General features: G+C 66.5%; 23 protein-coding genes. 7 read left to right on the top strand and 16 right to left on the bottom strand.

The features are described 5' to 3' along the window. The 4 genes from GXY47_15070 to GXY47_15055 form a co-directional block, all read right to left on the bottom strand. A complete protein-coding gene (locus tag GXY47_15070) occupies positions 1–1,164 on the bottom strand; it encodes an energy transducer TonB (GenBank protein ID NLV32462.1) in 1,164 nt (387 codons plus the stop codon). Between the two features lie 248 nt (positions 1,165–1,412). Next, on the bottom strand, positions 1,413–3,830 hold the full coding sequence (locus GXY47_15065) for a sodium-translocating pyrophosphatase (protein ID NLV32461.1): 2,418 nt from the start codon (positions 3,828–3,830) through the stop codon (positions 1,413–1,415). 211 nt (positions 3,831–4,041) lie between these two features. Next, positions 4,042–4,575 carry a spore maturation protein gene (locus tag GXY47_15060; protein ID NLV32460.1) on the bottom strand — a complete coding sequence of 178 codons (534 nt, stop codon included), beginning with the start codon at positions 4,573–4,575 and terminating at the stop codon, positions 4,042–4,044. Further along, positions 4,575–5,183, bottom strand: a complete 609-nt coding sequence (locus tag GXY47_15055; protein ID NLV32459.1) for a nucleoside recognition protein — start codon at positions 5,181–5,183, stop codon at positions 4,575–4,577. Before GXY47_15055 ends, GXY47_15060 begins: the two co-directional genes overlap by 1 nt. Positions 5,184–5,373: 190 nt before the next feature. On the opposite strand from GXY47_15055, the gene GXY47_15050 reads away from it, so the two are divergent. After that, complete coding sequence (locus tag GXY47_15050; protein ID NLV32458.1) at positions 5,374–6,069, top strand: hypothetical protein; 696 nt, start codon at positions 5,374–5,376, stop codon at positions 6,067–6,069. Positions 6,070–6,238: 169 nt separating this feature from the next. Continuing rightward, the gene (locus GXY47_15045) at positions 6,239–7,750 is read left to right on the top strand and encodes an AAA domain-containing protein (GenBank protein NLV32457.1); all 1,512 of its coding nucleotides are present in this window, start codon (positions 6,239–6,241) and stop codon (positions 7,748–7,750) included. Between the two features lies 1 nt (position 7,751). On the opposite strand, the gene GXY47_15040 is transcribed toward GXY47_15045, so the two are convergent. The 6 genes from GXY47_15040 to GXY47_15015 all read right to left on the bottom strand — a co-directional run bounded on the left by GXY47_15040 (position 7,752) and on the right by GXY47_15015 (position 11,845). Further along, complete coding sequence (locus tag GXY47_15040) at positions 7,752–8,681, bottom strand: TIGR01212 family radical SAM protein (GenBank protein ID NLV32456.1); 930 nt, start codon at positions 8,679–8,681, stop codon at positions 7,752–7,754. 7 nt (positions 8,682–8,688) lie between these two features. Next, the gene (locus tag GXY47_15035; protein NLV32455.1) at positions 8,689–8,874 is read right to left on the bottom strand and encodes a hypothetical protein; all 186 of its coding nucleotides are present in this window, start codon (positions 8,872–8,874) and stop codon (positions 8,689–8,691) included. A 127-nt stretch (positions 8,875–9,001) separates the two neighbouring features. Then, positions 9,002–9,544: a pyruvate ferredoxin oxidoreductase gene (locus tag GXY47_15030; protein ID NLV32454.1), complete on the bottom strand. Its 543-nt coding sequence runs from the start codon at positions 9,542–9,544 to the stop codon at positions 9,002–9,004. After that, positions 9,541–10,392 carry a 2-oxoacid:ferredoxin oxidoreductase subunit beta gene (locus GXY47_15025; protein NLV32453.1) on the bottom strand — a complete coding sequence of 284 codons (852 nt, stop codon included), beginning with the start codon at positions 10,390–10,392 and terminating at the stop codon, positions 9,541–9,543. The genes GXY47_15030 and GXY47_15025 overlap by 4 nt, the downstream gene beginning before the upstream one ends. After that, positions 10,389–11,582 (bottom strand): 2-oxoacid:acceptor oxidoreductase subunit alpha, encoded by a 1,194-nt coding sequence (locus GXY47_15020; GenBank protein NLV32452.1) that lies wholly within the window; start codon positions 11,580–11,582, stop codon positions 10,389–10,391. Before GXY47_15020 ends, GXY47_15025 begins: the two co-directional genes overlap by 4 nt. Positions 11,583–11,593: 11 nt before the next feature. Further along, positions 11,594–11,845: a 4Fe-4S binding protein gene (locus GXY47_15015; protein NLV32451.1), complete on the bottom strand. Its 252-nt coding sequence runs from the start codon at positions 11,843–11,845 to the stop codon at positions 11,594–11,596. Between the two features lie 220 nt (positions 11,846–12,065). Here GXY47_15015 and GXY47_15010 point away from each other — a divergent pair, with 220 nt between their 5' ends. After that, entirely contained in the window at positions 12,066–13,193 is a 1,128-nt protein-coding gene (locus GXY47_15010) for a thioredoxin domain-containing protein (GenBank protein ID NLV32450.1), read from the top strand. On the opposite strand, the gene GXY47_15005 is transcribed toward GXY47_15010, so the two are convergent. The 4 genes from GXY47_15005 to GXY47_14990 all read right to left on the bottom strand — a co-directional run bounded on the left by GXY47_15005 (position 13,123) and on the right by GXY47_14990 (position 18,763). Further along, entirely contained in the window at positions 13,123–13,767 is a 645-nt protein-coding gene (locus tag GXY47_15005) for a response regulator transcription factor (GenBank protein ID NLV32449.1), read from the bottom strand. The genes GXY47_15010 and GXY47_15005 overlap by 71 nt on opposite strands. Positions 13,768–14,119: 352 nt before the next feature. Further along, entirely contained in the window at positions 14,120–15,349 is a 1,230-nt protein-coding gene (locus GXY47_15000) for a ribonuclease H-like domain-containing protein (GenBank protein ID NLV32448.1), read from the bottom strand. After that, positions 15,346–17,721, bottom strand: coding sequence for a DEAD/DEAH box helicase (locus GXY47_14995; GenBank protein NLV32447.1), 2,376 nt, complete (start codon positions 17,719–17,721; stop codon positions 15,346–15,348). The genes GXY47_15000 and GXY47_14995 overlap by 4 nt, the downstream gene beginning before the upstream one ends. Before the next feature lie 115 nt (positions 17,722–17,836). Next, positions 17,837–18,763, bottom strand: a complete 927-nt coding sequence (locus GXY47_14990) for a diguanylate cyclase (GenBank protein ID NLV32446.1) — start codon at positions 18,761–18,763, stop codon at positions 17,837–17,839. A gap of 181 nt (positions 18,764–18,944) precedes the next feature. Here GXY47_14990 and GXY47_14985 point away from each other — a divergent pair, with 181 nt between their 5' ends. After that, positions 18,945–19,916 (top strand): ROK family protein, encoded by a 972-nt coding sequence (locus GXY47_14985; protein NLV32445.1) that lies wholly within the window; start codon positions 18,945–18,947, stop codon positions 19,914–19,916. Next, positions 19,916–20,710, top strand: a complete 795-nt coding sequence (locus GXY47_14980) for a histidinol-phosphatase HisJ family protein (GenBank protein ID NLV32444.1) — start codon at positions 19,916–19,918, stop codon at positions 20,708–20,710. The genes GXY47_14985 and GXY47_14980 overlap by 1 nt, the downstream gene beginning before the upstream one ends. Before the next feature lie 11 nt (positions 20,711–20,721). Here the strand turns inward: GXY47_14980 and GXY47_14975 are convergent, their stop codons facing one another. Then, on the bottom strand, positions 20,722–21,600 hold the full coding sequence (locus GXY47_14975) for an EamA family transporter (GenBank protein NLV32443.1): 879 nt from the start codon (positions 21,598–21,600) through the stop codon (positions 20,722–20,724). 163 nt (positions 21,601–21,763) lie between these two features. Here GXY47_14975 and GXY47_14970 point away from each other — a divergent pair, with 163 nt between their 5' ends. Then, entirely contained in the window at positions 21,764–22,462 is a 699-nt protein-coding gene (locus tag GXY47_14970) for a response regulator transcription factor (GenBank protein NLV32442.1), read from the top strand. Here GXY47_14970 and GXY47_14965 read toward each other — a convergent pair. Further along, complete coding sequence (locus tag GXY47_14965; GenBank protein ID NLV32441.1) at positions 22,443–24,305, bottom strand: PAS domain-containing protein; 1,863 nt, start codon at positions 24,303–24,305, stop codon at positions 22,443–22,445. The two genes, GXY47_14970 and GXY47_14965, sit on opposite strands and share 20 nt — an antisense overlap. Positions 24,306–24,356: 51 nt before the next feature. Between GXY47_14965 and GXY47_14960 the strand changes: the two genes are divergently transcribed. Further along, entirely contained in the window at positions 24,357–26,579 is a 2,223-nt protein-coding gene (locus tag GXY47_14960; protein NLV32440.1) for a hypothetical protein, read from the top strand. Positions 26,580–26,586 lie beyond the last annotated feature (7 nt).

Genomic DNA, 26,586 nt, shown 5'->3' with positions numbered 1-26,586 from the left:
TCAGTACAGGCGGAAAACGACCTCGATGTTCGCCTGGACATCCACCGGGACACCGTTCAGGGTGCCGGGGCGGAAGCGCCATTTGGATGCGATCGTCTTGATGGCCGATTCGTCCAGCCCGTGCCCCAGGCCGCGCAGAACCTTGAAACTGTCGACGCTGCCGTCCCTGCGGATGATGGCCTGGATGAGGACGGCCCCTTCGATCCGGGCCTTGCGCGCCTCTTCGGTGTAGGCGGGGAGAGGCTGCAGCACCGCCACGGGGTCCTTCACGCCGTTACCGGCCACGTAGGGACCCACCCCGCTGCCGATCCCTCCGCCGCTGCCGCCCCCCATCCCGCCGCCGCTGCCGGGCCCCACTCCGGCGCCGCTGCCGGAACCGACCCCGGTCCCGCGCCCCGTGCCGATCCCTCCGCCGCTGCCGCTGCCGGAAGAGCGGGAATAGTTCGGGGGGGCGGAAATGTCCCCGATCGGGAGCGAAAGGTCGCGCGGGAGATCGATCGGCATCTCGACGCTCGCCACCTGGGCCAGCAGGTCCTCCGCGGGGAGCAGCGGCTGCGGGTTGTCCGGGTCGGGCGCCAGCATCTGCACCCGGGTGGTCTCCGGCATTTCCCCCGTCGCCGCCGGTTCCTTCTGATTCTTGCCGCCCCCCCCGCCGCCGCCGCCGTCCCGCCCGTCCCCTTCAAAGGGGAGGTACACCGGGTTGCTGACGTAAACGACGTTTTCGTCGACCGGGGCCGGGGCATCCGTTTCGCTCACCACCACCAGGATGAGACCCAGGACCGCCGCGTGGATGAAGATCGACAGCATCCCCGCTTCCATTTTCCTGGTGCGCCCCCGGGCGCGTTCCTCTTCGAGTCCCTCCGGATCCGCGAAAACCGAGGGGATGAAGCCGGGCCCGCGGGTCCGTGTAAAGAAATCGGCCAGGAAACCCTTCCAGCTGAAGGGGGTTTTGGGAGCGTCGTCCACGGAATGGAACAGGGAGGGTACGGTCCGCGGCGCCCTCCACCATTCCCTGAAGCTCCGGACCGGGTGGGTCAGGAAACTCCAGTCGATGTCCCTGAAGGCGCTCTCCTCGGGCGTTTCCCTGATGTAATGAAACAGCGAGGCCTGTGTCCGGGTCCGGGGGGGAAGTTTGATGCGGATGTTGTTGTCGCCTTCCTTCATTTCCATATCTTCCGTCGGACTGAGGGACCCCTTCCCCATGTCATTTTACTTCCCCGGGCACCGGACGGTTCCAATAAATCGAGCCCTGCCGCCCCACCAGGGATAAGATGCAGCTCCCGGGGGAGGGTCTCATTTTCATGCCCCGTCCCGCTGCCGGAACGGAACCGCCCCCGTGGGCCCTGGAACCATTGTACCATCCGGCGGGGCGCCGGGAGCGCACGCGGCGGGGGGCGTGCGCTCCCGGCCGGTCAGGAGGCGTCCGAACGGATGCGCATCCCGTAGAAGGAGCGCAGCACGAAGATCATCGAAATCACCAGGAACATGGCGGCGATGACGCGGGTGGTGCCCGCGGCCGTCTGCGACATGCTCACGGCCAGCTCCACCGCGAGCAGCCCGAACAGGGTGGTGAACTTGATCACGGGGTTCATGGCGACCGAGGAGGTATCCTTGAAGGGATCCCCGACCGTGTCGCCCACCACCATGGCGGCATGCAGCGGCGTCCCCTTCTCCTTCAGGTCCACCTCGACGATCTTCTTGGCGTTGTCCCACGCCGCACCGGCGTTGGCCATGAAAATGGCCTGGAACAGGCCGAACAGGGCGATGGAGATGAGGTAGCCGATGAAGAAGAAGGGCTCGATGAAGGCGAAGGCCAGCGTCGAGAAGAAGACCGTCAGGAAGATGTTGAACATCCCCTTCTGCGCGTAGCGGGTGCAGATCTCCACCACCTTCTTGCTGTCGCTGACGGAGGCCTTTTCCACCCCTTCCAGCCGGATATTGGCCTTGATGAACTCCACCGCGCGGTAGGCCCCCGTGGTGACGGCCTGGGTCGAGGCGCCCGTAAACCAGTAGATGACGGCCCCCCCCGTAACCAGGCCGAGCAGGAAGGGGGGGTGGAGCAGGGACAGTTTGTCGATGTATTCGAGGGCGAGTCCATGGGTGAGCAGAACGATGATCGAAAAGATCATCGTGGTGGCCCCGACCACGGCCGTGCCGATGAGCACCGGCTTCGCCGTCGCCTTGAAGGTATTGCCGGCGCCGTCGTTCTCCTCGAGCAGGTCCTTGGCCCTTTCGAACTGCGCCTGGAACCCGTACTCCTTCTTGATTTTCTGCTTGATGTCCGGGATCTGTTCGATCAGGGACAGTTCAAAGACCGACTGGGCGTTATCGGTGACGGGGCCGTAGGAATCGACCGCGATGGTCACGGGTCCCATGCCGAGGAAACCGAAAGCCACGAGCCCGAAGGCGAAGACCGCGGGCGCCAGCATCAGGGCGCCGAAACCGAGGGTACTCACCAGGTAGGCCACCGTCATCAGCGCCACGATCGCGATGCCGAGCCAGTAGGCGCTGAAGTTCCCGGCGACGAAACCGGAAAGGATGCCGAGCGAGGCGCCCCCCTCGCGCCCGGAGGCCACCACTTCGCGCACGTGGCGCGATCGGGTGGAGGTGAAGATCTTGACCAGTTCCGGGATAATGGCCCCCGCGAGGGTCCCGCAGGAGATGACGATCGAAAGCTTCCACCAGAGGGTGCCGTCCCCCAGCGACCCGATCAGGAGGCGGGAGACGAGGAAGGTGACCGCGACCGAAACGAGCGAGGTCAGCCAGACCAGGCTCGTCAGCGGCGCCTCGAAATTCATCCTCTCCGCCTTTTTATAGCGTATGCCCGCAATCGCCTCGTTGATCAGGTAGGACAGCCCGCTCGCGAGGATCATCATGATGCGCATGACGAAGATCCACACCAGCAGCTGGACCTGGATGAGCTCGCTCGGGACCGCGAGCAGGATGAAGGAAACCAGCGCCACCCCGGTCACGCCGTAGGTTTCGAACCCGTCCGCCGTCGGCCCCACCGAGTCCCCGGCGTTGTCCCCGGTACAGTCCGCGATCACTCCGGGATTGCGGGCGTCGTCCTCCTTGATATTAAAGACGATCTTCATCAGGTCCGACCCGATGTCGGCGATCTTGGTGAAGATCCCGCCGGCGATGCGCAGGGCGGCCGCACCCAGCGATTCCCCGATGGCGAAGCCGATGAAGCAGGGGCCGGCGTAGTCCCCGGGGACGAAGAGCAGGATGCACAGCATCATGAACAACTCGACGCTGATCAGCGCCATGCCGATGCTCATCCCCGCTTTCAGGGGGATGGCGTAACAGGGGAACGGGCGCCCCTCGAGGCTCGCAAAGGCGGTCCGGGAATTGGCGAAGGTGTTGATGCGGATTCCGAACCAGGCGACCCCGTAGCTTCCGCCGATGCCGATAAGACTGAATATGAGGATGATGGCAACCTTTTCGGCGGCGAAATGCTGCAGGAACCCGAAGTAGACCACCATGATGATGCCGATGAAAACTTCGAGGATGAGGATGAACTTGCCCTGGGTGATGAGGTAGGTCTTGCAGGTTTCGTAGATGAGCTCGGAAATTTCCCGCATCGCCTTGTGGACCGGGAGGTTCCGGAGCTGCGTGAAGATGACCAGGCCGAACAGGAGCCCCAGCACGCAGACGCCCAGCCCCGCTTTCAGGAGCGTTCGGGCGTTCCATCCCTGAAAATCGACCTGGCCCAGATCCGGAAGCACCAGGGACGCTTCCCCGCCGCTGTGAGACACCGGCGCGGCCTCCACCTGCGCCTGCGCGGCCAGGGGCGCCGCAAGGGTGCCGAACAGGAACATCATGAGCATCACCGCCCTCGCGCGGGTGATGGTGCTCCCCGAGTGATTAAAAAGTGTCGCCATCATTCTGGATTCTCCTGAGTAGTAAAGGGTGCGCGAACTCTGCTCTCAACCCAAGGCCGAGTCTTCCAATCGTGACTGAGGGGGGATTATAACCTCCGCCCCCCGATTTTCAAACAGCGGAAAGCCGGTTAAGTGGCGGGGGCCGGCCCGGTCGGAATCAGGCGAAAGCGAGCCGGCAGAAAGTGATGGCCGCGACGATGCTGACCACGTCGGCGACGAGGCCCGCGAAAACCGCGTGCCGGGCCTTCTTGATGCCGACCGCGCCGAAATAGACCGCCAGGACATAGAAGGTGGTCTCCGTGCTCCCGTAGGCGGTGGCGGCCAGCCGGCCGATGAAGGAATCAGGGCCGTGCACCTGGATCAGTTCCGTGACGATGCCGAGCGACCCCCCCCCGGACAGGGGCCGCATGAGGGCCAGCGGGAGAACTTCCACCGGGAAACGGAGCCATGCCAGGAGCGGGCCGAGCCCCCGCGAGAGCATCTCGATCGCCCCCGCCGCCCGCAGCATGCCGACGGCGACCAGGATGGCGACCAGGTAGGGGATGATGCGGACGGCCGTCTGGAAGCCCCCCTTGGCCCCCTCCACGAAGCTCTCGTAGACCTTGACCCCCTTCGCCATGCCGTACAGCGGGATGGCCACCAGGAAGAGCGGGATCGCCCAGGCGGAGATGGTTCCCAGGATCTGCTGCATCATCGCGCCTCCCCCCCGCGGTCGACGGCGAAAAACGGGATCTTTTCCAGGATCTTGACCGTCGTGACCCCCGCGGTCAGGGCGCAGAAAGTGGCCGCGATCGTCGTCCCGATGATGGCCGCGGGGTCTCCGGACCCTGCGGAGGCCATGACCCCGATCATGGTGGCGGGAATCAGCTGGAGGCTGGCCGTATTGATGGTCAGGAAGGTGCACATGGCGTTGGTGGCGACCCCGGGCCTCCGGTTCAGCGTTTCCAGGTCCTCCATGGCTTTTATGCCCAGGGGGGTCGCCGCGTTGCTCAGCCCCAGCATGTTGGCGGCGATGTTCATCGTCATGCTGGCCATGGCCGGGTGCCCCTTCGGGACATCGGGGAACAGCCACTTCAGCACGGGGGCGATGCCGCGGGCCAGGAGCGCCATCAGGCCCGAGTCTTCGGCGATCTTGACGATCCCCAGCCAGAGGGCCATGACGCCGATGAGGCCCAGGGCGATGGTCACCGCACCGGAGGCCGAATCGATGGCGGCCCTGGTGACTTCTTCAATCCTGCCGTTGACTCCGCCCAGGACAACGGCGAGAACAACCATGGCAAGCCATATGTAGTTCAGCATGATCCGGCCTCCTCCAGCCGCCGAGTGTGTCGCGTGCCCCGCATCCTATCACGATGGCGGGCAAAAACGACTTTAAAATAATATGAATAAGGGGCTTTACAGCCGCCGGGACAGTCTGGTACAGTGCATACTCGATGCCTCCCTCATCCATATCATCGGCGGTTTGCCAGTTGCCAGGCGAGAGTGGCCTATGAACCTTCAGGGCTCCATCAACGAAAACCAGAATGTTCTATCCGGGCTATATCTTAAACTGAAGAAAAGGTTTACTGAAAACGCCCTGGTCCTCGATCTCTGGGATTCGATGGAGAGCGACATCGGCCAGCAGATCCGCAGCCTCAAAGCGCTCCCCCCCTCCTTCTGGCGCCAGCTCAAGCAGGCGGCCGATGCCCCGAAGCCCTCCTCGCCCGGGAAGAATAAAGATCATACTCTTGAGAAAGAAGAGGTTATATCCCTGCAGCGTTCCTTCGAAATCGCCCTCGAAGCGGAGGAACCCGTCATCCTCCAGATCTACGTCCCGATCATCCGCAACCTCCGGAAGAACTGGACCAGCGAATCGCTCGATTTCTACATCCTCGTAAAGGCCCACCTTGCCCGGATCGTGCGGGTTACGGAGTCTTTTGCGGGAGACCCGCTCCTGGCCCAGCGTGCCAATATTCTCCTGCAGGCGTTCGAAAAAGAAGTCCAGGAACGTGAAGAAGAGCTCCCCCCCCCGGTGAACCGGGTTTTTGCCGGCCCGTCTGCCCGGAAACAGAAGCCGGCGGCCAAAATCCCGAAGAAGGCGGCGAAAGCGGCCGCTTCCCCCAAATCCCCGGCAAAATCACACCGAAAACCTTCCAAGGCCCCGGCCAAGAAGGTCGAAGTCCCGCGCAGGCGCGCCCGCCGCTAGCAATCCGAAACCCGGGGCCGCAGGTTGCTTTTTGGCGGATGCGAACCCATACTTCATCAGGGAAAAGGTGATCGCCCGGACGGTATGCCGTTCGAGCGCGGTCGGGGAGGATGGAGTGTTTGAATGTAATGGCCCTAAATGGCCGAACCCGGATGAGTTACGCAAGGACATGGAGGAGTTTTTCTCCAGCAAGTACGGCAACCAGATCAGGCTCGGGGTCCTGGGCTCCGAACCGGACGAGGCCCGGACCGCCGAGGAGGGCACCGAAACCAGCGAAGCCCCCCTCGACCTCAAGTTCGACTACCTGCCGAGGGATATAAAGAAATACCTCGACCGCTTCGTAGTCCGGCAGGACGACGCCAAAAAGGTCCTGGCGACGGCCATATGCGACCATTACAACCACATACGGCGCTGCTCGGCGAAGGGCCCCTGCAACGATTACGCCAAGCAGAACATCATCATGCTCGGCCCCACCGGGGTCGGGAAAACCTACCTGGTCCGGACCATCGCCAATCTCATCGGGGTCCCCTTCGTCAAAGGCGACGCCACCAAGTTTTCCGAAACGGGTTATGTCGGGGGGGACGTGGAGGACCTGGTAAGGGAGCTGGTGCAGAAGGCCGACGGAAACGTGCGCCTGGCGGAGTACGGCATCATCTACCTCGACGAAATAGACAAGATCGCCAGCCCCACGAACATCCTGGGACGGGACGTCAGCGGGGGAGGAGTGCAGCGCGGCCTGCTCAAGCTCATGGAGGAAACGGAAGTCAGCCTGCGCACCCCGTTCGACCTGACTTCCCAGCTGCAGGCAGCCATGGAGTTTCAATCCAAGGGGAAGGTATCCCGGTCGGTCATCAACACCCGGCACATTCTTTTCATCGTCAGCGGCGCATTCAACGGGCTCTCGGACATCATCCGCAAACGCCTGGGGGGCAAAGCCATCGGCTTCAACGCCGAGGGGCGCCGGGCGCCCAAGGACGAGGATTATTTCCAGGCGGTCAGAAGCGTCGACTTCATCGAGTACGGATTCGAATCGGAATTCGTGGGCCGGCTCCCGGTGGTGGTCGCCTGCCACGAGCTCGGGGTGGAGGACCTGTTCGAGATCCTCAAGAATTCCGAGGGCTCCATCATGCGCCAGTACATCAACGCGTTTGAAGCCTACGGAATCGAAATGTCCCACACCGATCCGGGCCTCCACCGGATCGCCGAGCGGGCCTACGAGGAGCATACGGGGGCCCGAAGCCTGGTCGGGGTCTGCGAGCGCATTTTTCGCGAGTACAAGTACCATCTCCCCCATTCGGCCGTGGACCGGCTGGAATTGACGGAGAGGCTGGTGGATCACCCGGACGAGGTGCTCGAGGAGATCCTGCAGTCGGCCCGCGCCCTCCGGCTCCGGGAAATGGACGCCGCCCTCGATGGGATAGCCCGGGAGTGGTCGCAGAAGAACGGAGTCGAGATCCACGTTCAACCCGAGGCGGCCCGGATCCTGAGCCGGCGGGCCTATGAGAGCGGCGAAAAGCTGGAGGATGTTTTCGCCGGGATCTTCCGGGACTACGAACACGGCCTGAACCTGATCCGCGGGGCCGAGGGCATCCGCTTCGAAATCACCCCCGAGGTGGTGCGTGACCCGAAGGCCGCCCTGGACGAATGGATCCGTTCCTATTACGTGAGCCGGGGGAAGTGATTCAGCTGCCGGGGGCGGGGGGAGCGCGCCGCATCCCCTGACGGGAGCCGCGGTCGGCAAGGGTGCGTTCGATAGAGCGCCGTATCTCCGCGCGGCCGGCCCCCCAGACGGGGGCGATCAGTTCCCGCTCCGGAGCCGTGCCGAACAGCCGTTCGATATGGATATCCGGGCTCAGCCGCTCCAGGAAATCGGCCACCAGCTCCGCATATTCCCCGAGAGACGGAAGGGGGAAGGGCCTCTCGGCATATTCCCTTGCCAGGGCCGTACCCCGCACCACGTGCAGGTGGTGCAGCTTCAGAAAATTCACCCCCTCCCCGGAAAGGATATCGGCCTCGGCGAGAACCGCCTCCCGGGTTTCCCAGGGAAATCCCAGGATGAGGTGGGCCCCGATCCAGATCCCCCGGCCCCGGGTACCGGCCACCGCCCGCCGCCAGCAATCGAAATCGTGCCCCCGGTTGATGCGCAGGAGCGTTTCATCGTAAACGGATTGGAGGCCGTATTCCACGGTCACGAAACGCGTCCGGGCCAGGGTCTCGAGCCAGGCCAGTTTCGCCTCGTCGATGCAGTCGGGGCGGGTGCCCAGCGCCAGCCCCACCACGTCCGGGTGGTCCATGGCGGCCTCGTAGAGCGGCGCGAGGGTTTCGAGGGGGGCGTAGGTGTTGGTGAAGGGCTGGAAATAGGCTATGAATTTCCGCGCGCCGAACCGGCGCCGCAGGTAGTCCATCCCCTCCCTGAGCTGTTCGGAAACGGGACGAAGGCGCGATGCGTTTTTCGGCCTGAAGGAGTCGTTGTTGCAGTAAGTGCACCCCTCGGCCGACAGGGACCCGTCGCGGTTGGGGCAGGTAAAACCCCCGTCGATGCTGACTTTATAAACCCGGCACCCGAATCTCTCCCGCAGGAAACGCCCATAGGCGTTGTACCGGGGCTGCATGGCGGGGCTAGATCTTGACCCGGCTGTCGTCCTTGGGGCAGACCCAGAACATGCCTCCCGGCATTCCCGCGTACCGGATCACCTTGGTCGCCACCATCGGGGTGCCGCATTTCGGACAGGCGTGCGCATAGGCCTCCGACTTGTTGCCGAGGCTGGCGCGCGCTGTTTTGGATAACTTTTTCTTCTCTGCCATTTAACTGGTTCCTTTCCTGTAACCGCCGGTGACGCGGGGCGGCGTGAAACCGGTAATGTACCGGTCCCGCCGGGACCCGTCAATACATTTTAAGCCGGAGCCCCTGGATTTCAGGGAGCCCGCGCACTCACAGCAGGGCTTGACCGTATTCGTAGCCGCGCTCGTAAGCCCGGAGGTTCATATGCTCCGTCCCGTGGGGCACGGACGCCTTCACGGTCTCCTTCACGGCTTCATAATCGATCAGCCGGGTCACCGCGGTGAAGAACCCGACCATGACGATGTTGAGGATCATCTTGCGCCCCAGTTCCTCGGCCAGCCGGGTGGCGGGAATGCCGAAAACCTTCATCCCCGATTTGAGCCCCTTGGGACGGACCAGTTCCTCCTCGATGATCACGATGGCGTTGTCCCTGGCTTCCGGCAGAAACTTGTTGAAGGCCTCCTGGGACAGCGCCATCAGTATTTCGGGGCGGGTCACGTAGGGGTAGAGGATCTTTTCGTCCGAGAGGATGACCTGGGCGCTGCAGGCGCTGCCGCGCGCTTCCGGCCCGAAGCTCTGCGTGAGCGTCGCGAACTTGTTTTCGTAGATGCTGGCGGCACGGCCGATGATGATCCCGGCCAGGATGACCCCCTGCCCCCCCAATCCCGCGAATTTGATTTCCGTTGCGCTCATTGCACCCCCTCGTAAGGCTCGTAGAAGGGCCCGAACCGTTCCGCCATGGTCGTGTGGTACATATCGAGGAAGGACGGCTTCTCCCGGTCGATGAATTTGCCGCAGACGATCTTCCCCTTGAAATCCAGGCCGACCTCGCGCGTATCCGCCCCGTTGACGATGGCGCTGTTCTCCTTGAACGCCTTCATCATCGCCAGCCCGTCCCCGAGCTTGTTTCTTCTCCCGTAGAGGGTCGGGCAGGGGCTGATGATCTCCACGAAGCTGAGCCCGTTTTTCTGGATCGCTTCCCGGATCGACCTGGCCGCCTGCTTGACGTGATAGGTGGTCCAGCGCGCGACGTAGACGGCGCCGGCCGACTCGGCCAGGAACGGCAGGTTGAAAGGTTCCTCGAAATTGCCGTAGGGGGAGGTGGACGAAATGGCGTCGATCGGGGTGGTCGGCGTCAGCTGCCCCCCCGTCATCCCGTAGGTGAAATTGTTCACGCACACCACCGTCAGGTCCATGTTTCTGCGCGCCGCGTGGATGAAATGATTGCCGCCGATGGCGAAGAGGTCGCCGTCGCCGCTGATCACCACCACCTTGAGTTCCGGGTTGGCCAGCTTGAGGCCGGTGGCGAAGGGGATGGGGCGGCCGTGGGTGGTATGAAAGCTGTCCAGCTTGAGGTAGCCGGCCACCCGGCCCGTGCAGCCGATCCCGGACACGATGGCGATCTGCTCCCGCGGATACCCGCAGTTCTCGATGGCCCGGATGAAGCAGTTGACCGTCGTCCCCAGTCCGCATCCGGAGCACCAGATATGGGGCATGCGGTCCATCCGCAGGTATTGGTTCACGGGGTTTACACGACTCATCGGGCCACCTCCTTCTTGTCTTTCGGGCGCGAGTGCCTGGCCGCATACAGGATCCGCTGGTATATGGCCTCGGGCTCGTGCACCGTCCCCCCGGCGTGGGGGACCGGGTAGCAGGAGGCCTTCCCCTCGATGACGCGCTGCAGCTCCAGGAACATCTGGCCGAAATTGAGTTCCGGCAGGACGAAGGCCTTCACGTGGGCGGCCAGCGTGCGCAGCCGCTTCTCGGGAAAGGGCCAGGCCGTGATCAGGCGCAGGTGGCCGACCTTGAGCCCGTCCGCCCGGGCCATCTGGATCGCCTTCCCCGCCACGCGGGAGGTGATGCCGTAGGAGACGACCACCACCTCGGCGTCCGCGGTGTCGGTCTCCTCTATCCGGATGATGCGCCTCGCGTTGTTCCTGATCTTTTCCACGAGATGGCGCACGCAGCGGTCGTGCGCCTCGGCGTTCATCGCCGGGTAGCCCCTTTCGTCGTGGGTGAGCCCGGTGACGTGAAAGAGGTACCCGTCCCCAGCCTTGACCATGAGAGGGATCTCGTTGCGCCCGGCCTGGTAGGGGAGGTACTTCCCCGGCTTCTGCGTCGTGTAGCGGCGGGGTGTCACCTCGATCTCCTCCGCCCTCGGAATGATGACCTTTTCGGTCATGTGCCCGACGCACTCGTCCATCATCAGCATGACGGGGACGCGGTACTCCTCGGCGAGGTTGAAGGCCGCGATGGTGAGGTCGTAGCACTCCTGGGGGCTGTTCGGGCAGAGGGCGATGATTTCATAATCGCCGTGGCTCCCCCAGCGCGCCTGCATCATGTCCCCCTGCGCGGGCATGGTGGGGAGCCCCGTGGAGGGGCCGCTGCGCTGCACGTCGACGAAAACGCAGGGGGTCTCCAGCATGGCGGCCAGGCCGACATGCTCCATCATCAGGGAAAGACCGGGGCCCGAGGTCACGGTCATCGCCTTGGCCCCCCCCCAGACGGCGCCCTGGATCGCGATGGAGGAAGCGATCTCGTCCTCCATCTGGATGAACATCCCGCCGACGGACGGGAACCGGGCGGCGATCCTCTCGACCACCTCCGTCGAGGGCGTGATGGGGTACCCCGCCACGAAGCGGCATCCGGCCGAGAGCGCGCCCTCGCAACAGGCATGGTCCCCGTCGAGAAAATGGGCCCCGGTCAGGACTCCTTTGGGATCGGCTTTCACTCGTTCTCCTTTCAGGCGACAACCTTCTCTTTCAGCATCCCGAAAATCGCAAAATCCGGACAGTAGGCGCCGCACAGATCACACCCGGTGCATGCTTCGGGCTTGACCGCCTTGGGGGTATGATACCCCTTGTCGTTGAACGTGTCGGAAAATGCAAGCACCCCGGAAGGGCAGAACTCGATGCAGAACCCGCACCCCTTGCAGAGTTCGGGGTTGATGGTCACCACTCCCCGGGGCCCCCGGGCTTTTTTCCCGTCTGACATAAAAGGTTCTCCTTCTTACTTTTCCCATCCTGCCCCTCTAAATCTACCGTCCCGGTATTCCGCTGGCAACCGAAAATCCCCCCCCGGCGAACCCGAATGCCGGCACATTGAAGGAATGAGATTTCATTTTCGATCTTCCCTCTTGGTCCTGGACCGGGTCTCCGGTACCATGGCGGCGGGATCTTTCCCGGGAAACGGAGGTTCAAGGATGTCACTCCCCATGGCCGCCCGCGCAGGCCTGCTCCTCCTGTGCCTGGGCGCCGTCCGCCCGCCGTCCCAGGCCGCGGATCGGAAGGACGGGGCACCGCTGGCGACCATCGAGGGCGCCGCCATCACCGAGGCCGAAGTACACGCCGGGGCCTTGGACGAACTGGAGGCGCTGGAGCTCCGGATCCTGAGGGATACGGCCGCACAGGCGCGCCGGCGGCACGAAATCATGGAGGCGTCGCTCGACCGTCTCCTCGGGGAAAGGCTCCTCGAGGCGGAGGCCGGCAAACAGGGGATCCCGGTGGCGGCGCTGCTCGAGAAGGAACTCCCGGCCGAAGCCATGGAGCCGACGGCGGAGGAAATCGAGGCCTTCTACGGCGAAAACGAGGAACGCATCACCGTATCGAGGGAAGAGGCGCTGCCGCTGGTGGCCGGACACCTCCGGCAGCAGCGGCAGGCGCGCGCGCGGGAAAGGCTGATGGCGAGGCTGGAGCTGGAGCACAAGGCGATACGCCTCCTCCGTCCGCTCCGTTTCGAAGTGCCGTCGTCCGGGCACCCCTCGCTCGGACCCGATTCCGCCCCGGTGGTCCTGGTGATCTTTTCCGATTTCGAGTGCCCCTACTGCCGGCACTACGGCGGGACGCTCAGGAAAGTCGCCGCGCGGTACGACCGGCAGGTGCGCCTGGTCTTCCGCCAGTTTCCGCTCCCGAGCCTCCATCCCGACGCCGAGCGGGCGGCCGAAGCCTCCCTCTGCGCGCACGACCAGGGTCGTTTCTGGGAGATGCACGACCTGCTTTTCGCCGGAACCGAGGGGCTGGGGGAAAAGCAGGTCGAGGCGATGGCCGCCTCCCTCGAGCTGGATGCCGCGGCCTTCGGGGCCTGCCTCCGGTCCGGACGCCACCGCGACCGTATCCGGAGGGACATCCGTGAGGGCTCCGCGGCCGGGACCGAAGGCACGCCGACGCTGTTCGTCAACGGCAGGTATTTCGGCGGGGTCCGGTCCTTCGAGGAGGTCGCCGCCATCGTGGAGGAGGAACTGGCCGCCGGGAAGCAGGGGCCCCTCCCCGGGCCTACAGATAGTGATGACGCAGGGCGTACTGAACGAGCTCGGCCGTCTTCCGGACATTCAGCTTATCCATGATGTTGGCCCGGTGCCGTTCTACGGTCCTGACGCTGATGCAGAGCAGATCGCCGATTTCCTTGTTCGATTTGCCCTCGGCGATCATCTTCAGTATTTCACGCTGCCGCAGGGTGAGGTCCCCCCGGGGCGCGTCGTCCTCCCCGCGGCGCAGGCGCGCCCAGTTCCGCATCGACTGCTCCGCCAGGGCCGGAGAAATATAGATTTTCCCCTCCCTGATGTTTTCGATGGCCGCGAAGAGCTCCCGTTCGGCGTCCTCCTTGAGCAGATACCCGTCGCATCCGGCGGAGATGGCCTGGTAGAGGTATTCCTCCTCCTTGTGCATGGTAAGAATGAGGATTTTCGCCCCGGGCTGAAGATGCCGGATCTCGGGGATGGCCTCGATCCCCCTGAGGTTGGGCATGGAAACATCGAGCATGATCAGGTCGGGTTCCACCCGGTTGAGCGCACTCAGCAGTTCCAGGCCGTCCCCCGCTTCTCCCACGATCTCCACGTGACCATGATCCTCGAGGATCATTTTCAGCCCCCGGCGCACGAGGGCATGGTCATCGGCCAGTATCACACGATATCGCTTCATCATTCAGACAACGGCCCCCGGCGGCGTCGCATTGTTTCCGGTTTGCGGGCCCGGACCGGCCTCCATGTTTCCGGACCCTGTTTTGCGACTACCTTCCCACCGGATATGGGGGATGTCAACCTTTATCCGGCCTCCGGCTCCATTTCAGGGACCCGGACCTGACGGCCCGGGTCCCCGCGCTTTGGCGGCAGGGTGTTGCGGATATCGGGGCGGGAACGGCCCTCGTCGGGCCGTCGTCATGAAGGATCTGTCCTGCTTTCTCCTATCAGTTTTTCTAAACCACTTATAAGATCCCTTTCCCTCCCCCGCAACCTTGCCGGCGCCTCGCGCCGCCCGCCGGAACCACAACCGGTCACCGGGCGCACTTCCGCTCGAGCCGCGCAAGGCGCCGGCGGAGCCGCCCGTGCCATTTCCGGTAACGCTCCTCGGCCGTCCCTCCCGAACCATGCGATTCCCGGAGCCTGACCAGCGCCTCCCGGACCAGGCCCAGGGCCTTTTCCGGACACCGCGCGCGATGCTCGTAATAGATGGCCAGCTGCTCGTAGGCGTCGAATCCTTCGGGGGTCCCGCCCAGGAGCTTTTCCCAGAATTCATTGGACACCCGGAAATCGCGCTCCCGCTTGGCCATCAGGGCCAGTTCACGCTGCGCGCGCAGTTCGGTCCCCCTCGGGAGTCCCTTTTCGAGCGACTTCCGGAACAGGCGCCCGGCAAGTGGAAGTTCCCCCGACTTCTGCAGCATCCGGGATATGCCGAAGAGTTCTCCGCCGCCGCAATCGCTCTGCTCGGGATCTCCCAGCATCCGGTTCAGGCGCAGGGCGAGCACCGCCAGGCCGCAAAGGTCCATCTGGTTGTGGCGGAAGACCTCGGCGATCGGACCCGCCGCCCCCCCCCGGATGAAATCAAAATACCTTTGGGGGATGGAGGCCGAAGGGATGTCCCCTCCCCGGTCGAATCCCAGCACGTGGCGCTCCACTTCCGCCAGGGCGACCGATTCCAGGCTCCACCGCCACAGGCGCCGGGCGGGATAGAGCAGGTCCAGGTGCACCGGCGGCTCCGGGACGGCGCCGAACCGGGCCATCCGGTAACGGGTTTCGAGCAGCGGCCAGTCGAAACTCCTGCCGTTGTAGGTGACCAGCACCCGGAATCGGGCCAGGCGTTCGGAGAGCGCCTCGAGAAGCGACGGCTCCTCCCCGTAGTCGCACATGAAGAACTGCTCCACGCTGAACCCGTCCGCCTCCCACCATCCGACACCCACAAGGAAGGCACAGGTCCCGGTGCCGCCGGACAACCCCGTGGTCTCGGTATCCAGAAAAATCCACTCCGCGGGGTCGCAGGGGGGCGGGGCCGACCCGGGGGACAGCCGGCGCCAGGCCCCGGGAGACAGGGGCTCCGCCGCGGGCCCGGCGAAGCGGCGCCGCACCCGGAAATGGCTCCCGCGCCCGTTCCGCTCCATTCTCCCCCCCAGGAGGGAAGTCAGTTCCTCCGCGTGGGACCGCCCTTCGGTCCCGGGACCGTGCCCGCCGGGCCCCGCGTTCGGCCGCAACGCCGCCACCCGGGATAACCTGTCCGCGATCGACGTCATGGCTGCCGCCGGAGTTCGGTGGATTGTCCGCCGACCAGCCGCTCGAGGATGGCCAGGGCCGCTTCCTTCGAATGCTCCCCGGTTTCGCCCACCGGCCCCACGCAGGAGGGGCACCCCTTGTCGCACTCGCACCCCGAGATCAACTCCAGCGTCCGTGCGAGCAGCAGGTCGTGGATGCGATACAGCGGCTCGCTCTGGCCGATGCCGCCGGGATAGTTGTCGAAGAGATAGAGCGCCGGCTCGAACCATTCCCCCTCCGGGGAGGCGCCGTCCGGCGCACGGAGGGGCTCCGCGACATCGGGCGCCCCCTCCCCTATCGTGGCGCCCAGGTCGACGCGGTCGCACATCAGCAGCAGGCAGGCCACCGATTCCAGGGCGTAGAGGAGCCCGAAAAGGCCGTCCTGCCGCTCCGAAACGGTATAGGGGAGCGCGTCGATCAGCGCGCGCCTCAGCGTGACCCAGTAGGCCGTCGTGTGCATCTCGTTTTCCGGGAGCTCCAGGTTCCCCGAGCCGACATTTTCGAGGGTGTAGAACTTGATCTTCTTGAAGCCGACCACCTGGGAGCGGATCCGCACGTCCCCGTGCGCTTTCGCCGCGGGCCCGGCGACCGACGCGCTCTCGTCCACCTTGAGGCGTTCGACCTCCGTGTAAACGATGGCCTGCGTGAAATAGTCCGCATCGACCTGCTTCACGTAGGCCTTGCGCCCGGGGAAGTCCATCCGCTCCACCTGGTACTGGATGGCGCCGTGGAGATAGATCGCCTTGGGATGGACCGTGGAGAGCGCGCTGGTGAAATCCACCTCCCCGATGATTTTCGGCGGGCCGGTCTCGTCGACGATCACGAAATTGTCCGAGGTCACCGAGCGGAGGCTGATGGCGTCGGCGGGATACGATTCCTGGGTCCAGTACCAGAACCCGCCGTTCGCGTGCAGGTACCCCGATTCGGCCAGCCGCTCGCCGAGGAGCTGCAGGTCCGCTTCCCCGAACGATTCCCCCGCCTGGAGCGGAAGCTCGAAGGCGGCGCACTTGAGGTGGTTCACCAGGATTTCGAGGTTGTCGGGTTGGATATAGGCGTGCTCCGGCGACCCGGAAAAGAAATATTCGGGGTGCCGGACGATGAACTGGTCGAGCGGGCGCGAGGAGGCCACCAGCACGGCGCACGCCCCCCCCTTGCGCCGCCCCGCGCGTCCCGCCCTCTGCCAGGTGGAAGCGATGGTGCCGGGATAGCCCGCCATCACGGCGACATCAAGGGACCCGATATCGATTCCGAGCTCCAGCGCGCTGGTGGAGACCACCGCCCGGATCCTCCCCTCGCGCAGCCCCTTTTCGATCTCGCGCCGCTCCGTGGGAAGATAGCCCCCGCGGTATCCCCTCACGATCTCGGGTTCTCCCGGGGGCTGCGGGTTGTCCCGTTTGAGGTAGGTCAGGAGCACCTCGGCGTGGAGCCGGCTGTTGGCGAACACCATCGTCTGCAGGCCGTGATGCACGAACGCGCGCGCGATCCGCCAGGTCTCGTTGATGCAGCTGCGCCGGATGCCCAGGAAGCGGTTCACCATCGGGGGGTTGTAGAACAGGAAGACCTTCTCCCCGGAAGGGGCCCCGCTCCGGTCCACGATCCCGACCTCCTCCCCGATGAGGCGGCGGGCCAGTTCCCCGGGATTGGCGATGGTGGCGGAGGAGAAGATGAACCGGGGGTCCCGGCCGTAAAACCGGGTGATGCGCCGGAGCCGGCGCAGCACGTTCGCCAGGTGGCTGCCGAAAACCCCGCGATAGGTGTGCAGTTCGTCGATGACGATGTACTCGAGGTTTTCGAACAGCCGAGTCCATTTCGTGTGATGCGGCAGGATCCCCGCGTGCAGCATGTCCGGGTTGGTCAGCACGATGTGAGCCCGCTGCCGGATGGCCCGCCGGGCGTCCGCGGGGGTGTCCCCGTCGTAGGTGAACACCCCGAACGCGTCCCCGAGGCTCCCTCCCAGCTCCTGGAGCTCCGCGAGCTGATCCTGGGCCAGCGCCTTGGTCGGGAAAAGATAGAGGGCGCGGGTATCGGGGTTTTCCAGGATGGCGTCGAGGACCGGGAGGTTGTAGCAGAGGGTCTTCCCGCTGGCGGTGGGGGTCACCACCACCACGTTCTCCCCGCGATGGATCCTCTCGACCGCTTCGGCTTGGTGGGAGTAGAGCTCGTGGATCCCCCGGCCGCGATAGGCCGCGGCCAGTTCGGGCCGGACCCAGGCCGGCATCGGCGCCCATTCGGCCTCCCGCGCGCCGAAGCGCTCGATGGCCGTGACCACCTCGTTGGGGGCGCCGTCCGGCACCAACTGGCGCACGATGTCGCCCACTTCCATCAATCCCCTGCTGGACCGGACCGGCCGCATCTCCATGATTTCACCTTTCCTTCACCTTGGCGCCCAGTCTAGCACATGGCCGGGAGATTCGGAAAGAGCGAATTACGCCCGGGACGGAGGAAGCGCGGGATGAAGGGGGGGCGGGTCAATGCCGCGGTTGCGCGCGCCCCTTCCTGGCCTTTTTCTGCCGGTACAGGGCCCGGTCCGCGGTCTCCAGGAGAAGGTCGAGGCTGACCGCGTCGCTGTGGACGGCGATGCCGTAGCTGACCCGGATGCGGATCTCGCCGGAAGTCGTGGCGATCGGGTCCTCCGCCAGCCGCGCTACGATTTCGCGCGCCCTCCGATCCGTGGTCTCCCGGTCGCAGCCCGGCAGCCCGATCAGGAACTCGTCGCCGCCGAAGCGGCCGACGCTGCCGTTGCGCACCGCCTCCTCGAGCCTCTGCCCGACCGATTCGAGGATCTGGTCCCCGACGAGGTGGCCGTGGGTGTCATTGATCTCCTTGAAATCATCGATATCGAGCAGCACGATCCCCATCGGGCCCTGGTCTCCCGTGCCGGAGCGCCGCCCCAGGCGGTCGATGATCTCCCGCTTGACCAGTACCCCGCTCGGATCCTTCTGCAGGGACGCGATGGTCCTGCGCAGTTCCGCCTCCTCCACGATCCGGGCCCGGACCGAGTCGAGCTTCGCTTCGAGCTCCTTCCGGGATCCCTTGACGATGTACCCGTCCGCGCCCGCCTCGAAGGCGAGGGTCTCGCTTTCGGTCCCTTCCCTGACCGTGAGAAAGAGGACATAGAGGTGTGGCCCCGTCCGGTATTCGTCGATGGCCTTGATACGCCTGCAGAGGCTGATGCCGTCGAGCCCCGGCATGTGCCAGTCCACCAGCAGGATGTTCGGCCGGGCGGCCGAGGCGGCCGAACGGCGCAATCGCTCGAGGGCTTCGAGGCCGTCCGCCGCCTCGCGCACCTCGTACCCCCACTCCCGGAGCTGGGCGGCGATCATTCTGCGCACGGCCGCGTTGTCGTCGGCGAGAAGCACCCGCAGCTTGGTGGCGGCCTCATTCCCGTTTCCCATGGCGCAATCTCCCGGGCCGAAAGAGGTATTGTGGGATTATAGGCCTTCCCGCGCCCGCTTTGCATCCCATAAACGGGGTGAGCGATCGGGGCCCGAATCCCACTGGAGCCCGCGACCCGAAAAATGCCATACTGAAGGGCCACGGGTGCCGGTCACGGCGGAGGGGAGGAAGGCCTAAAACATGAACGCGGACGGAGCGGCAAAGAGGGTGGTCCTGGGGGTCGACATCGGCGGCACCAGCGCCAAGTTCGGACTCGTGGACCGCGGGGGCCGCTGCCTCTCGGGCGGGGCCATCCCCACCGGGGCGCGCCGCCCCCCCGAGGCCTTCTTCGAGGACCTCTGCGCGGCCGCCCGGCGGCTGCTGGAGGGGCAGGAGGGCCGCCTCGCGGGGGTGGGGATCGGTGCGGCCAACGCGAACTTCTATACGGGCACCATCGAGCGCTCCCCGAACCTCGGATGGGAGTACGTGGAGGTGCGCGCGGAGATCGGGAAGCATTTCGATGTCCCCGTCGCCGTCACCAACGACGCCAACGCCGCCGCGCTGGGGGAGATGCTGTTCGGCGCGGCCCGGGGAATGAGGGATTTCATCGTCATCACCCTGGGAACCGGCCTGGGGAGCGGGATCGTGGCGAACGGGTCGCTGGTCTACGGGGCCGACGGGTTTGCGGGCGAAATCGGTCACACCATCGTCGACCCGGCGGGGAGGGCGTGTGCGTGCGGGAGGCGCGGGTGCCTCGAAACCTACTGCAGCGCCACCGGCCTGTGCCGGACCGTGCAGGAACTGATCTGCGACACCATGCTGGAGAGCGAACTCCGCTCTTCGAGCTACCGGGACCTGACCGCCCGGAAGGTGTCCGAAGCCGCCGGGCGGGGGGACCCGCTTGCGCTCGCGGCTTTTGAATCGTGCGGGGACACGCTCGGGCTGAAACTCGCCGACGCCGTCGCGCACCTCGGCCCCGAGGCCGTCATCCTGTGCGGCGGGATGGCGGCCGCGGGCGAACTGATCCTCCGGCCGACCAGGCGGTCGATGGAGAAGCACCTGTTCCCGATCTACCGGGACAAGGTGAAGATCCTCCCCTCCGGGTTGGGCGAAACCAATACGGCCGTGCTCGGCGCGGGGGCGCTGATATGGAACGCGCTGGGGGAAGCCTGATGCGCACCAGCTATCACAACCACACCCTTTGGAGCGACGGCAAGGCCACGACCGGGGAGATGATCGAGGCCGCCCGGCGTGCGGGAGTGCAGGAACTCGGGATCTCGGACCATTTCGCGCTCACCGCCGACGGCCGGCGCTTCCCCTGGTCCCTCCCCCCCGAATCCCTGGACGCCTACGTCGAGGAGATCGTGCGGGCCGGGCGAAACAGCGGGGACATCACCATCCGGCTGGGGCTGGAAATAGATTATTTTCCCGGCATGGCGGGCCGGGTCGGGGAGCTGCTCAGGCCCTACCCCTTCGATTTTCTCATCCACTCGGTCCACTTCGTCGACGACTTCGCGATCGACCTGAACGCCGGGCCGTGGGACGATTTCCCGGTGGACGAACGGGACCGCATTTGGCGCGCCTACTGGGAGAATCTGCGAGCGGCGGCCGCAACGGGGCTGGGGGACATCATCGGGCACTTCGACCTGCCGAAGAAGTTCAACTACCACCCTTCGGTCGATCTGACCGCCGAAGCCCTGGGGGCGCTCGACGCCATCGCCGGCGCCGGCATGGCCATCGAAATCAACTGCGCCGGGTGGGACAAGCCGGTGCGGGAAGCGTACCCCGCCCCCTTCTACGTCAGGGAAGCGCGCCGGCGCGGGATCCCCCTCATCATCAACGCCGACGCGCACGAAGCCGGGGACGTGACGCGCCATTTCGACCGGGCCCGGCGACTGGCGGCCGACGCCGGGTACACCGAGCAGGTCCGGTTCGAGCGCCGGACCCGCATCCCCTACCCTCTCTGAGCGCCTCCCCTTCACCCTGACCGGCGCCCCGGTTCCCCGCCCGCGCACCCGCGCCCCGTCCCGTTCGCCCACAGCGCCAGGGCGAACAGGAAGCAGCCGGCCCCGAGCCGGGCATGATCGGTCGTCTCCCCGAGCACCACCAGGCTGGCGACGATACCCACCGGGATCTTGAGGTTGTTCATCACGGCCAGGGTCCCCTCACGGACCCTTCGCGCTCCCAGGTTCCAGAGGAAAAATCCGAGGCCCGAGGCGACCAGGCCCAGGTAGGCCAGGGCCGTCCACTGGCCGGGGCCCACCCGCAGGTTCCCCCAGTCGGTGGTCGCGGCCGAAAAGATCCCGGTCACCAGGGCGGCGCCGCAGTACATGAGCCCGACGGCGTCCCGGTCGCGCAGCTCCGGGCGTCCACGCATCCGGCTGCGGTAGGCGATCTGGCCGAAGGCGAAGGCGGCGTTGGACAGCTGCAGCAGCAGGACGCCGTAAAGGCTCGCCGAAAGGGCCTGGTCCGGAAATTTCATGACCGCGCCCCCGGCAACGGCCAGCAGCGCGGCCGCGACCAGCCCGCCGCGGAGCCTCCCGCGCCTGCCGTCGGCGATGAGGGCCACGAACAGGGGGGTGGTCGTGGTCAGCAGCGCGATCATGTGGGCCGGGAGGTAGCGGAAGGACGCGATGTAGGCGACGTACATCAGGCCGAACTGGATCGACCCGATCCACATGAAGAACATGCGGTCGCGCTTCCCGATTCCCGACACCCGCATGAAGGGGAGCAGGAGCGCGAGCGAAAACAGCATCCGGGCCATGGAGATGAAACCGGAGTCGAGGTCGGCCAGGGCCCCCTTGATGATGACGAACGAAAAGCCCCAGATGACCGAAACCAGAACCAGATACGCCAATGCCGTGCCCCCCGGCCGGAAATGAACAGCGGTGCCGCGCTCCATTATGCCCGGGACGGGGCCGCAATGAAAGCGGCCGGAACGGTGCCCCTCCCGGCCGCCGGTTGGGGTAGCCAGGCCCCCGCGGATTGTGGGATAGTACGGTCGCCGGAAAGGAGGAGGCATGGCGAAGGAATCGGTTCTCGTCATCGACGATGAAAAGGACCTGATCGAACTGCTCCGCTACAACCTCGAAAAGGAGGGGTTCCGGGTCGAGGGGGCGCCCGACGGGGAGTCGGGGCTGGCTGCGGCCGCCCGCCGGCGCCCCGACATCCTGATCGTGGACCTGATGCTTCCCGGGATGGACGGGCTGGAGGTGTGCCGGCGCCTGCGCGCCGATGCCGGGACCGCCTCGGTCCCCATCATCATGCTGACGGCGAAATCGGCCGAGGCCGACCGCGTCGTGGGCCTGGAGCTGGGGGCGGACGATTACGTCACCAAGCCGTTCAGCCCGCGCGAACTGGCGGCGAGGATCCGGGCGGTGTTGCGGCGTGCCGGGGCGCGCACGGCGGAGAGGGGCGCGGAAACCCTCCGGCGCGGCGACCTGGTGATCGACCCGGGGCGCCGGGAGGCACGCCTGGGGGGGAAGATCTTCGGGCTGACTGCAACGGAATTCCGGCTGCTGCACCTGCTCGCGGCCCACCCCGGGCGGGTATATTCCCGGGCGGAGCTCGTGGATGCGGTCCTGGGCCGCGAGGCGGCCGTGATCGACCGGACCATCGACGTCCACATCACCGGGTTGCGCAGGAAAATGGGCGGAAGCGGAGACCGGATCGAGACGGTCCGGGGATTCGGTTACCGTTTCAGGGAGCCGGAGGACTGACCCCCCCTCCCTCCGGCGTCGTCCCGGACGCCGGACCGAGCGGCAGCGACACCGTGAAGGTGGAGCCCCTTCCCAGTTCGCTCTCCACCCGGATGCGGCCGCCGTGGGCTTCCACCAGGTGCTTGGCGATGGCCAGCCCCAGCCCCGTCCCCCCCGATTCCCTCGAACGCGCGGCGTCCGCCCGGTAGAACCTCTCGAACACCCTCTGCTGGTCGGCGCGGGGGATCCCGACCCCGGTGTCGGAGACCGAGAGGAGCACCTCTCCCCGCACGGCCTCGGCGTGGACGCGGATGCGCCCGCCGGGGGGGGTGTAGCGAACGGCGTTGTCCAGGAGGTTCTGGACCGCCTCCTGAAGCAGGCGGACGTCCCCGGGGACCGGGGGGAGATCCGGGGCGTAGTCGGCCTCCAGCACAAGCCCCTTCCGGTCCGCTTCCATGCGGGTCGTTTCCAGGGAGGGATCGAGGATGCGCGAGACGGCGACCGGGCTGGTTTCCAGCGACAACCGCTCCGCCTCGATGCGGGCCAGCTTGAGCAGGTCCCCGGTCAGGCGGCCCAGCCGCAGGGCGTGAGCGTGAATGATGCGGACGAAGCGCCGGCCGTCTTCCCGGTCCTCGAGCGCGCCTTCGAGCAGGGTCTCGGCGAATCCCTGGATGGCCGCGAGCGGGGTGCGGAACTCGTGGGAGACGTTGGCGACGAAATCGCGGCGTGCCCGCTCCAGCCGGCGGATTTCGGTGATGTCGTGCAGCACCATGACCGCCCCCGTCGTCGACCGCCCCGAGCGCACCGGCGCCGCGGTCGCGGCGTAGGACCGGGTGCGGACCGAACCGGTCACCACTTCGCCCCGGACCGTTTCCCCGCCCGCCAGGGCCTTGCGGAAGAGCGAGAGGAGGTCGGGGTGGTGCAGCACTTCCACGATCGGTCGAGAGCGGCAGCCGGCGTCCCGCGTCCCATCCCCCGCCGCTTCGATACCCGCGGCGCCGATAAAGGCGCGGTTGCAGTACACCACCCTCTGGCCGGAATCGATGACGGCGACCCCTTCCTCCATGCTGGCGAGGATGGCCGAAGACTGGTTGCGCTCTTCCGTCAGGGTCCGGATCGACTGGTCCAGCCGCGCGGCCGTCCGGTTCAGGGACTCCGACAGCTCCGCCAGTTCGTCGTTGCTCCTCTCCACCGGCATGGGGCGGAAATCCCCCTCGGCCACCCTCCGGGAAAACTCCTTCAGCCGCCCGATGCGGTTGCTCACCCTGCGGAAAAGGAGGAGCGACACCCCCCCGATCAGGGCCAGCATCAGGAAAGAGGTCCCCCACAGCCTGCGGCGGAAGTCCCGCACCGCGCCGTCCAGCCGCCCGAGCGGGACCGAAAGCCTCAGGACCAGGGGCCCCTCCCCCGCGGCGGCGAAGCGCACGGCCAGGTACACGAGGTCCTGCCCGAGGGTATCGCTGTACCGCGTCGCCCGTCCGGAGCCGGAGGCGACCGCCTGCCGGATCTCGGGACGGTCCCGGTGATTCTCCATGCCGGAGGCGTCCCCTTCGGTGTCGGCCAGCACCTCACCCCCGGCGCCGATCAGGGTGGCGCGGACGCCGCCGCCCGAGACCCACTCGACCCATTCGCGGGGGGCCGGGGGACGGAGGGAGGGCGGCGGCATCCGCACGGCCATGCCCGCGAGCGCCTCGAGCCGGGAGAAGGCGCCGGCCCGGACCTCGGCCCTGATGCCCCGGACCACGAAGAGGTCGAGGACGAGGAGCATGAGGAGCAGCAGGCAGAGGCAGAGGACCGCCGTTTTCCGGAAGAGGCGGTTCCCGGTCTTCCCCGCCGGAGATTCGGAAACTGTGGCGACGGTCATGGCATTCCCCCGGGTGTGTTTCATAGTATCATGGGACGGGGAGGATGCACCATGCATGCGGTCACGAGGAGAAAACCGGCGGCGCTCGCCCTGCTGACGGCCCTGCTGGGGTCGGTCCCGGGCGGTTCCGACGCGCGTCATCCGGGCGCCGCCCCCCCCGTGCTGTCGTCCCCGTTTTCGTCGATCGCCATCCACGTGGACGGGGTCATGGAAGCGCCCTGGCTTTCGGCCCCGCCGGTCCGCGTGGAGACTGTCGCCCCCCCCGCGGGGGGCGCGCCGGCGGCCGGCCCCTCCGCACGCGGCGAAGTCCGCTCCCTGTGGGACGGCGCCCACCTCTACCTCTGGATCCGGGTGACCGACCACGCCGTCACCGCTTCCGCCCGCAACCCCGTCGACAGGGACGGGGTGGAAATCTACCTCGATTTCTACAACGACAAGATTCCCAAGAACGAGGAGGACGACGCCCTCATCCGCATCAGCAGTTCGGGGGAACTCTCGGGCGCCGGGCCCTACGCCGAACGGCTCGAGGCCTTCGCCGCGGCCCCCATCCCCGGGACGGGCGATGAAACGGGGGGATACGCGGTGGAACTCGCCCTCGCCCTCGGCGGCCTGCCGAAGGAGAACGGGACCGCCCTGGGGATCGATTTCGCGATCAACGACGCGGAGCCGCCCGAAAACAGGCGCCGGTTCCGCATATTCTGGAGCGACGGGAACAACCGGGGACTGGACGACAACTCCCGCTGGGGCGAACTCCGGCTCTCCGGCCGTGATGCGAAGTCCGCCCTGGCGCTCGACACCTACGCGCTCCGGGCGAACATCGAAAAGGCCGAAGCCCTCCCGCGCGGCATATGGCGCGAGGAGGCCGGCCTCGACGAGGCGCTGGCGGCGGCCCGCGACTCTCTCCTGGCCGCGGACCAGGAGGTGATCGACGGGCGGGCGGCCCGGCTGGGGGACGCGCTCGGGGCCCTGCGCCGCGCGGGGAAATTCCCGGACCCCTTCGATCTTCCCGAAACGCTCCATCTTCCCGACCCGTTCAGGTTCAGGGACGGCGGCAGGGTGCGTTCGGCGGGGGACTGGGACCGGCGGCGGGAGGAGATCCTCGAACTCGCCCAGTACTACGAATTCGGCCCCCTGCCGCCGCCGCCCCGTTCGGTGAAAGGAACGGCCGAAGGTGCCGCGGTCGCCGTCACGGTCGAGGACCGCGGCAGAAGCGCCTCCTTCAGCGGCAGGCTCAGCCTCCCCACCGAAAAGGGATCGGGCCGGAAGGCCCCCTACCCCGTGGTCGTGAGCATCGATTTCCGGGCGATGCCCGGGAACAAGCTCCTGCTCGATTCCGGCTACGCGGTATTGAGTGTCCCCTACTCGGCCGTCGCCTCGGACGACGACGCCCGCAACGGGGCGTTCTACACCCTCTACCCCTACGACGTGGCGGCCGGCGCCGACACCGGCGTCCTGATGGCATGGGCGTGGGGCGCCAGCCGCGCCCTGGACGCCCTCGGGGACCTGGCCGCGCGCGACCCCGCGCTGGGACGGCAGCTGGACCTCGAAAAAGCGGCGGTGACCGGCTTCAGCCGCTGCGGCAAGGCCGCCCTGCTGGCCGGGCTGACGGATGACAGATTCGGGGTCGTCAACCCCGGCGCCAGCGGGTGCGGCGGCGCCGCCCCCTACCGTTACGATTCCTTCGGCAACACGCCGTACCGCACCGCCCCCTTCGGCAACGTCTACCCGTGGGGGGTCTCGATCGGGTGCGAGGTCCTCGGGGACCACGTCCGGCACCAGCGGCACAACTCGAACGAAATGCTGGCGCGTTTTTTGAACCCCGGCCGGATCTACAAGACCCGGACCCCCGGTTACGGCGAGCGCCTCCCCTTCGACCACCACGAGCTGATAGCGGCCATAGCGCCGCGCGCCGTGATCCTCACCGCCGCCTTCGACGACTACGCCAACGGGGCGGAAGGGGACTCGATCGGCATGGAGGGAGCCAGGCCCGTATTCGAGTTCCTGGGGGCCTCGCCCCGGCTGGCGTTCAACCTGCGCACGGCGGACTCCGGCCCCTCCACGATGGGGGGTCACTACGTGGATGAGGCCCAGACCCGCCGCCTGGCCGCTTTCATGGACATGGTTCTGAGGGGGATCCCCCTCCCCCGGGACGCCCGGGCCACGCTCTACTCCAACCCCTACCTCCCCGCCTACGACCGCTATTACGGCGGGCTCAGGACCATGATGCCGTGGCTGGACGCCGCCCCGCCCCCCGCCGGGGGCTCTCCCGAATAAACCGGGG

This window comes from Acidobacteriota bacterium (assembly GCA_012729555.1).
GTDB lineage: Bacteria > Acidobacteriota > UBA6911 > UBA6911 > UBA6911 > UBA6911.
The sequence above is the reverse complement of the archived record's forward strand: the minus strand, read 5'-3'. Positions and strand labels throughout refer to the sequence as shown.

Bases quoted from the DNA above. Each gene is read 5' to 3' on its own strand.
- GXY47_14980 (NLV32444.1), top strand. From the start codon at position 19,916: ATGCGCACCAGCTATCACAACCACACCCTTTGGAGCGACGGCAAGGCC.
- GXY47_15045 (NLV32457.1), top strand. From the start codon at position 6,239: ATGGAGGAGTTTTTCTCCAGCAAGTACGGCAACCAGATCAGGCTCGGG.
- GXY47_15025 (NLV32453.1), bottom strand. From the start codon at position 10,392: ATGAGTCGTGTAAACCCCGTGAACCAATACCTGCGGATGGACCGCATG.
- GXY47_15060 (NLV32460.1), bottom strand. From the start codon at position 4,575: ATGCAGCAGATCCTGGGAACCATCTCCGCCTGGGCGATCCCGCTCTTC.
- GXY47_14965 (NLV32441.1), bottom strand. From the start codon at position 24,305: ATGACCGTCGCCACAGTTTCCGAATCTCCGGCGGGGAAGACCGGGAAC.
- GXY47_14960 (NLV32440.1), top strand. From the start codon at position 24,357: ATGCATGCGGTCACGAGGAGAAAACCGGCGGCGCTCGCCCTGCTGACG.
- GXY47_14990 (NLV32446.1), bottom strand. From the start codon at position 18,763: ATGGGAAACGGGAATGAGGCCGCCACCAAGCTGCGGGTGCTTCTCGCC.
- GXY47_15050 (NLV32458.1), top strand. From the start codon at position 5,374: ATGAACCTTCAGGGCTCCATCAACGAAAACCAGAATGTTCTATCCGGG.
- GXY47_14970 (NLV32442.1), top strand. From the start codon at position 21,764: ATGGCGAAGGAATCGGTTCTCGTCATCGACGATGAAAAGGACCTGATC.
- GXY47_15015 (NLV32451.1), bottom strand. From the start codon at position 11,845: ATGTCAGACGGGAAAAAAGCCCGGGGGCCCCGGGGAGTGGTGACCATC.
- GXY47_15040 (NLV32456.1), bottom strand. From the start codon at position 8,681: ATGCAGCCCCGGTACAACGCCTATGGGCGTTTCCTGCGGGAGAGATTC.
- GXY47_15055 (NLV32459.1), bottom strand. From the start codon at position 5,183: ATGCTGAACTACATATGGCTTGCCATGGTTGTTCTCGCCGTTGTCCTG.
- GXY47_15010 (NLV32450.1), top strand. From the start codon at position 12,066: ATGGCCGCCCGCGCAGGCCTGCTCCTCCTGTGCCTGGGCGCCGTCCGC.
- GXY47_15005 (NLV32449.1), bottom strand. From the start codon at position 13,767: ATGAAGCGATATCGTGTGATACTGGCCGATGACCATGCCCTCGTGCGC.
- GXY47_14985 (NLV32445.1), top strand. From the start codon at position 18,945: ATGAACGCGGACGGAGCGGCAAAGAGGGTGGTCCTGGGGGTCGACATC.
- GXY47_15030 (NLV32454.1), bottom strand. From the start codon at position 9,544: ATGAGCGCAACGGAAATCAAATTCGCGGGATTGGGGGGGCAGGGGGTC.
- GXY47_15000 (NLV32448.1), bottom strand. From the start codon at position 15,349: ATGACGTCGATCGCGGACAGGTTATCCCGGGTGGCGGCGTTGCGGCCG.
- GXY47_14995 (NLV32447.1), bottom strand. From the start codon at position 17,721: ATGCGGCCGGTCCGGTCCAGCAGGGGATTGATGGAAGTGGGCGACATC.
- GXY47_15070 (NLV32462.1), bottom strand. From the start codon at position 1,164: ATGAAGGAAGGCGACAACAACATCCGCATCAAACTTCCCCCCCGGACC.
- GXY47_15035 (NLV32455.1), bottom strand. From the start codon at position 8,874: ATGGCAGAGAAGAAAAAGTTATCCAAAACAGCGCGCGCCAGCCTCGGC.
- GXY47_15065 (NLV32461.1), bottom strand. From the start codon at position 3,830: ATGCTCATGATGTTCCTGTTCGGCACCCTTGCGGCGCCCCTGGCCGCG.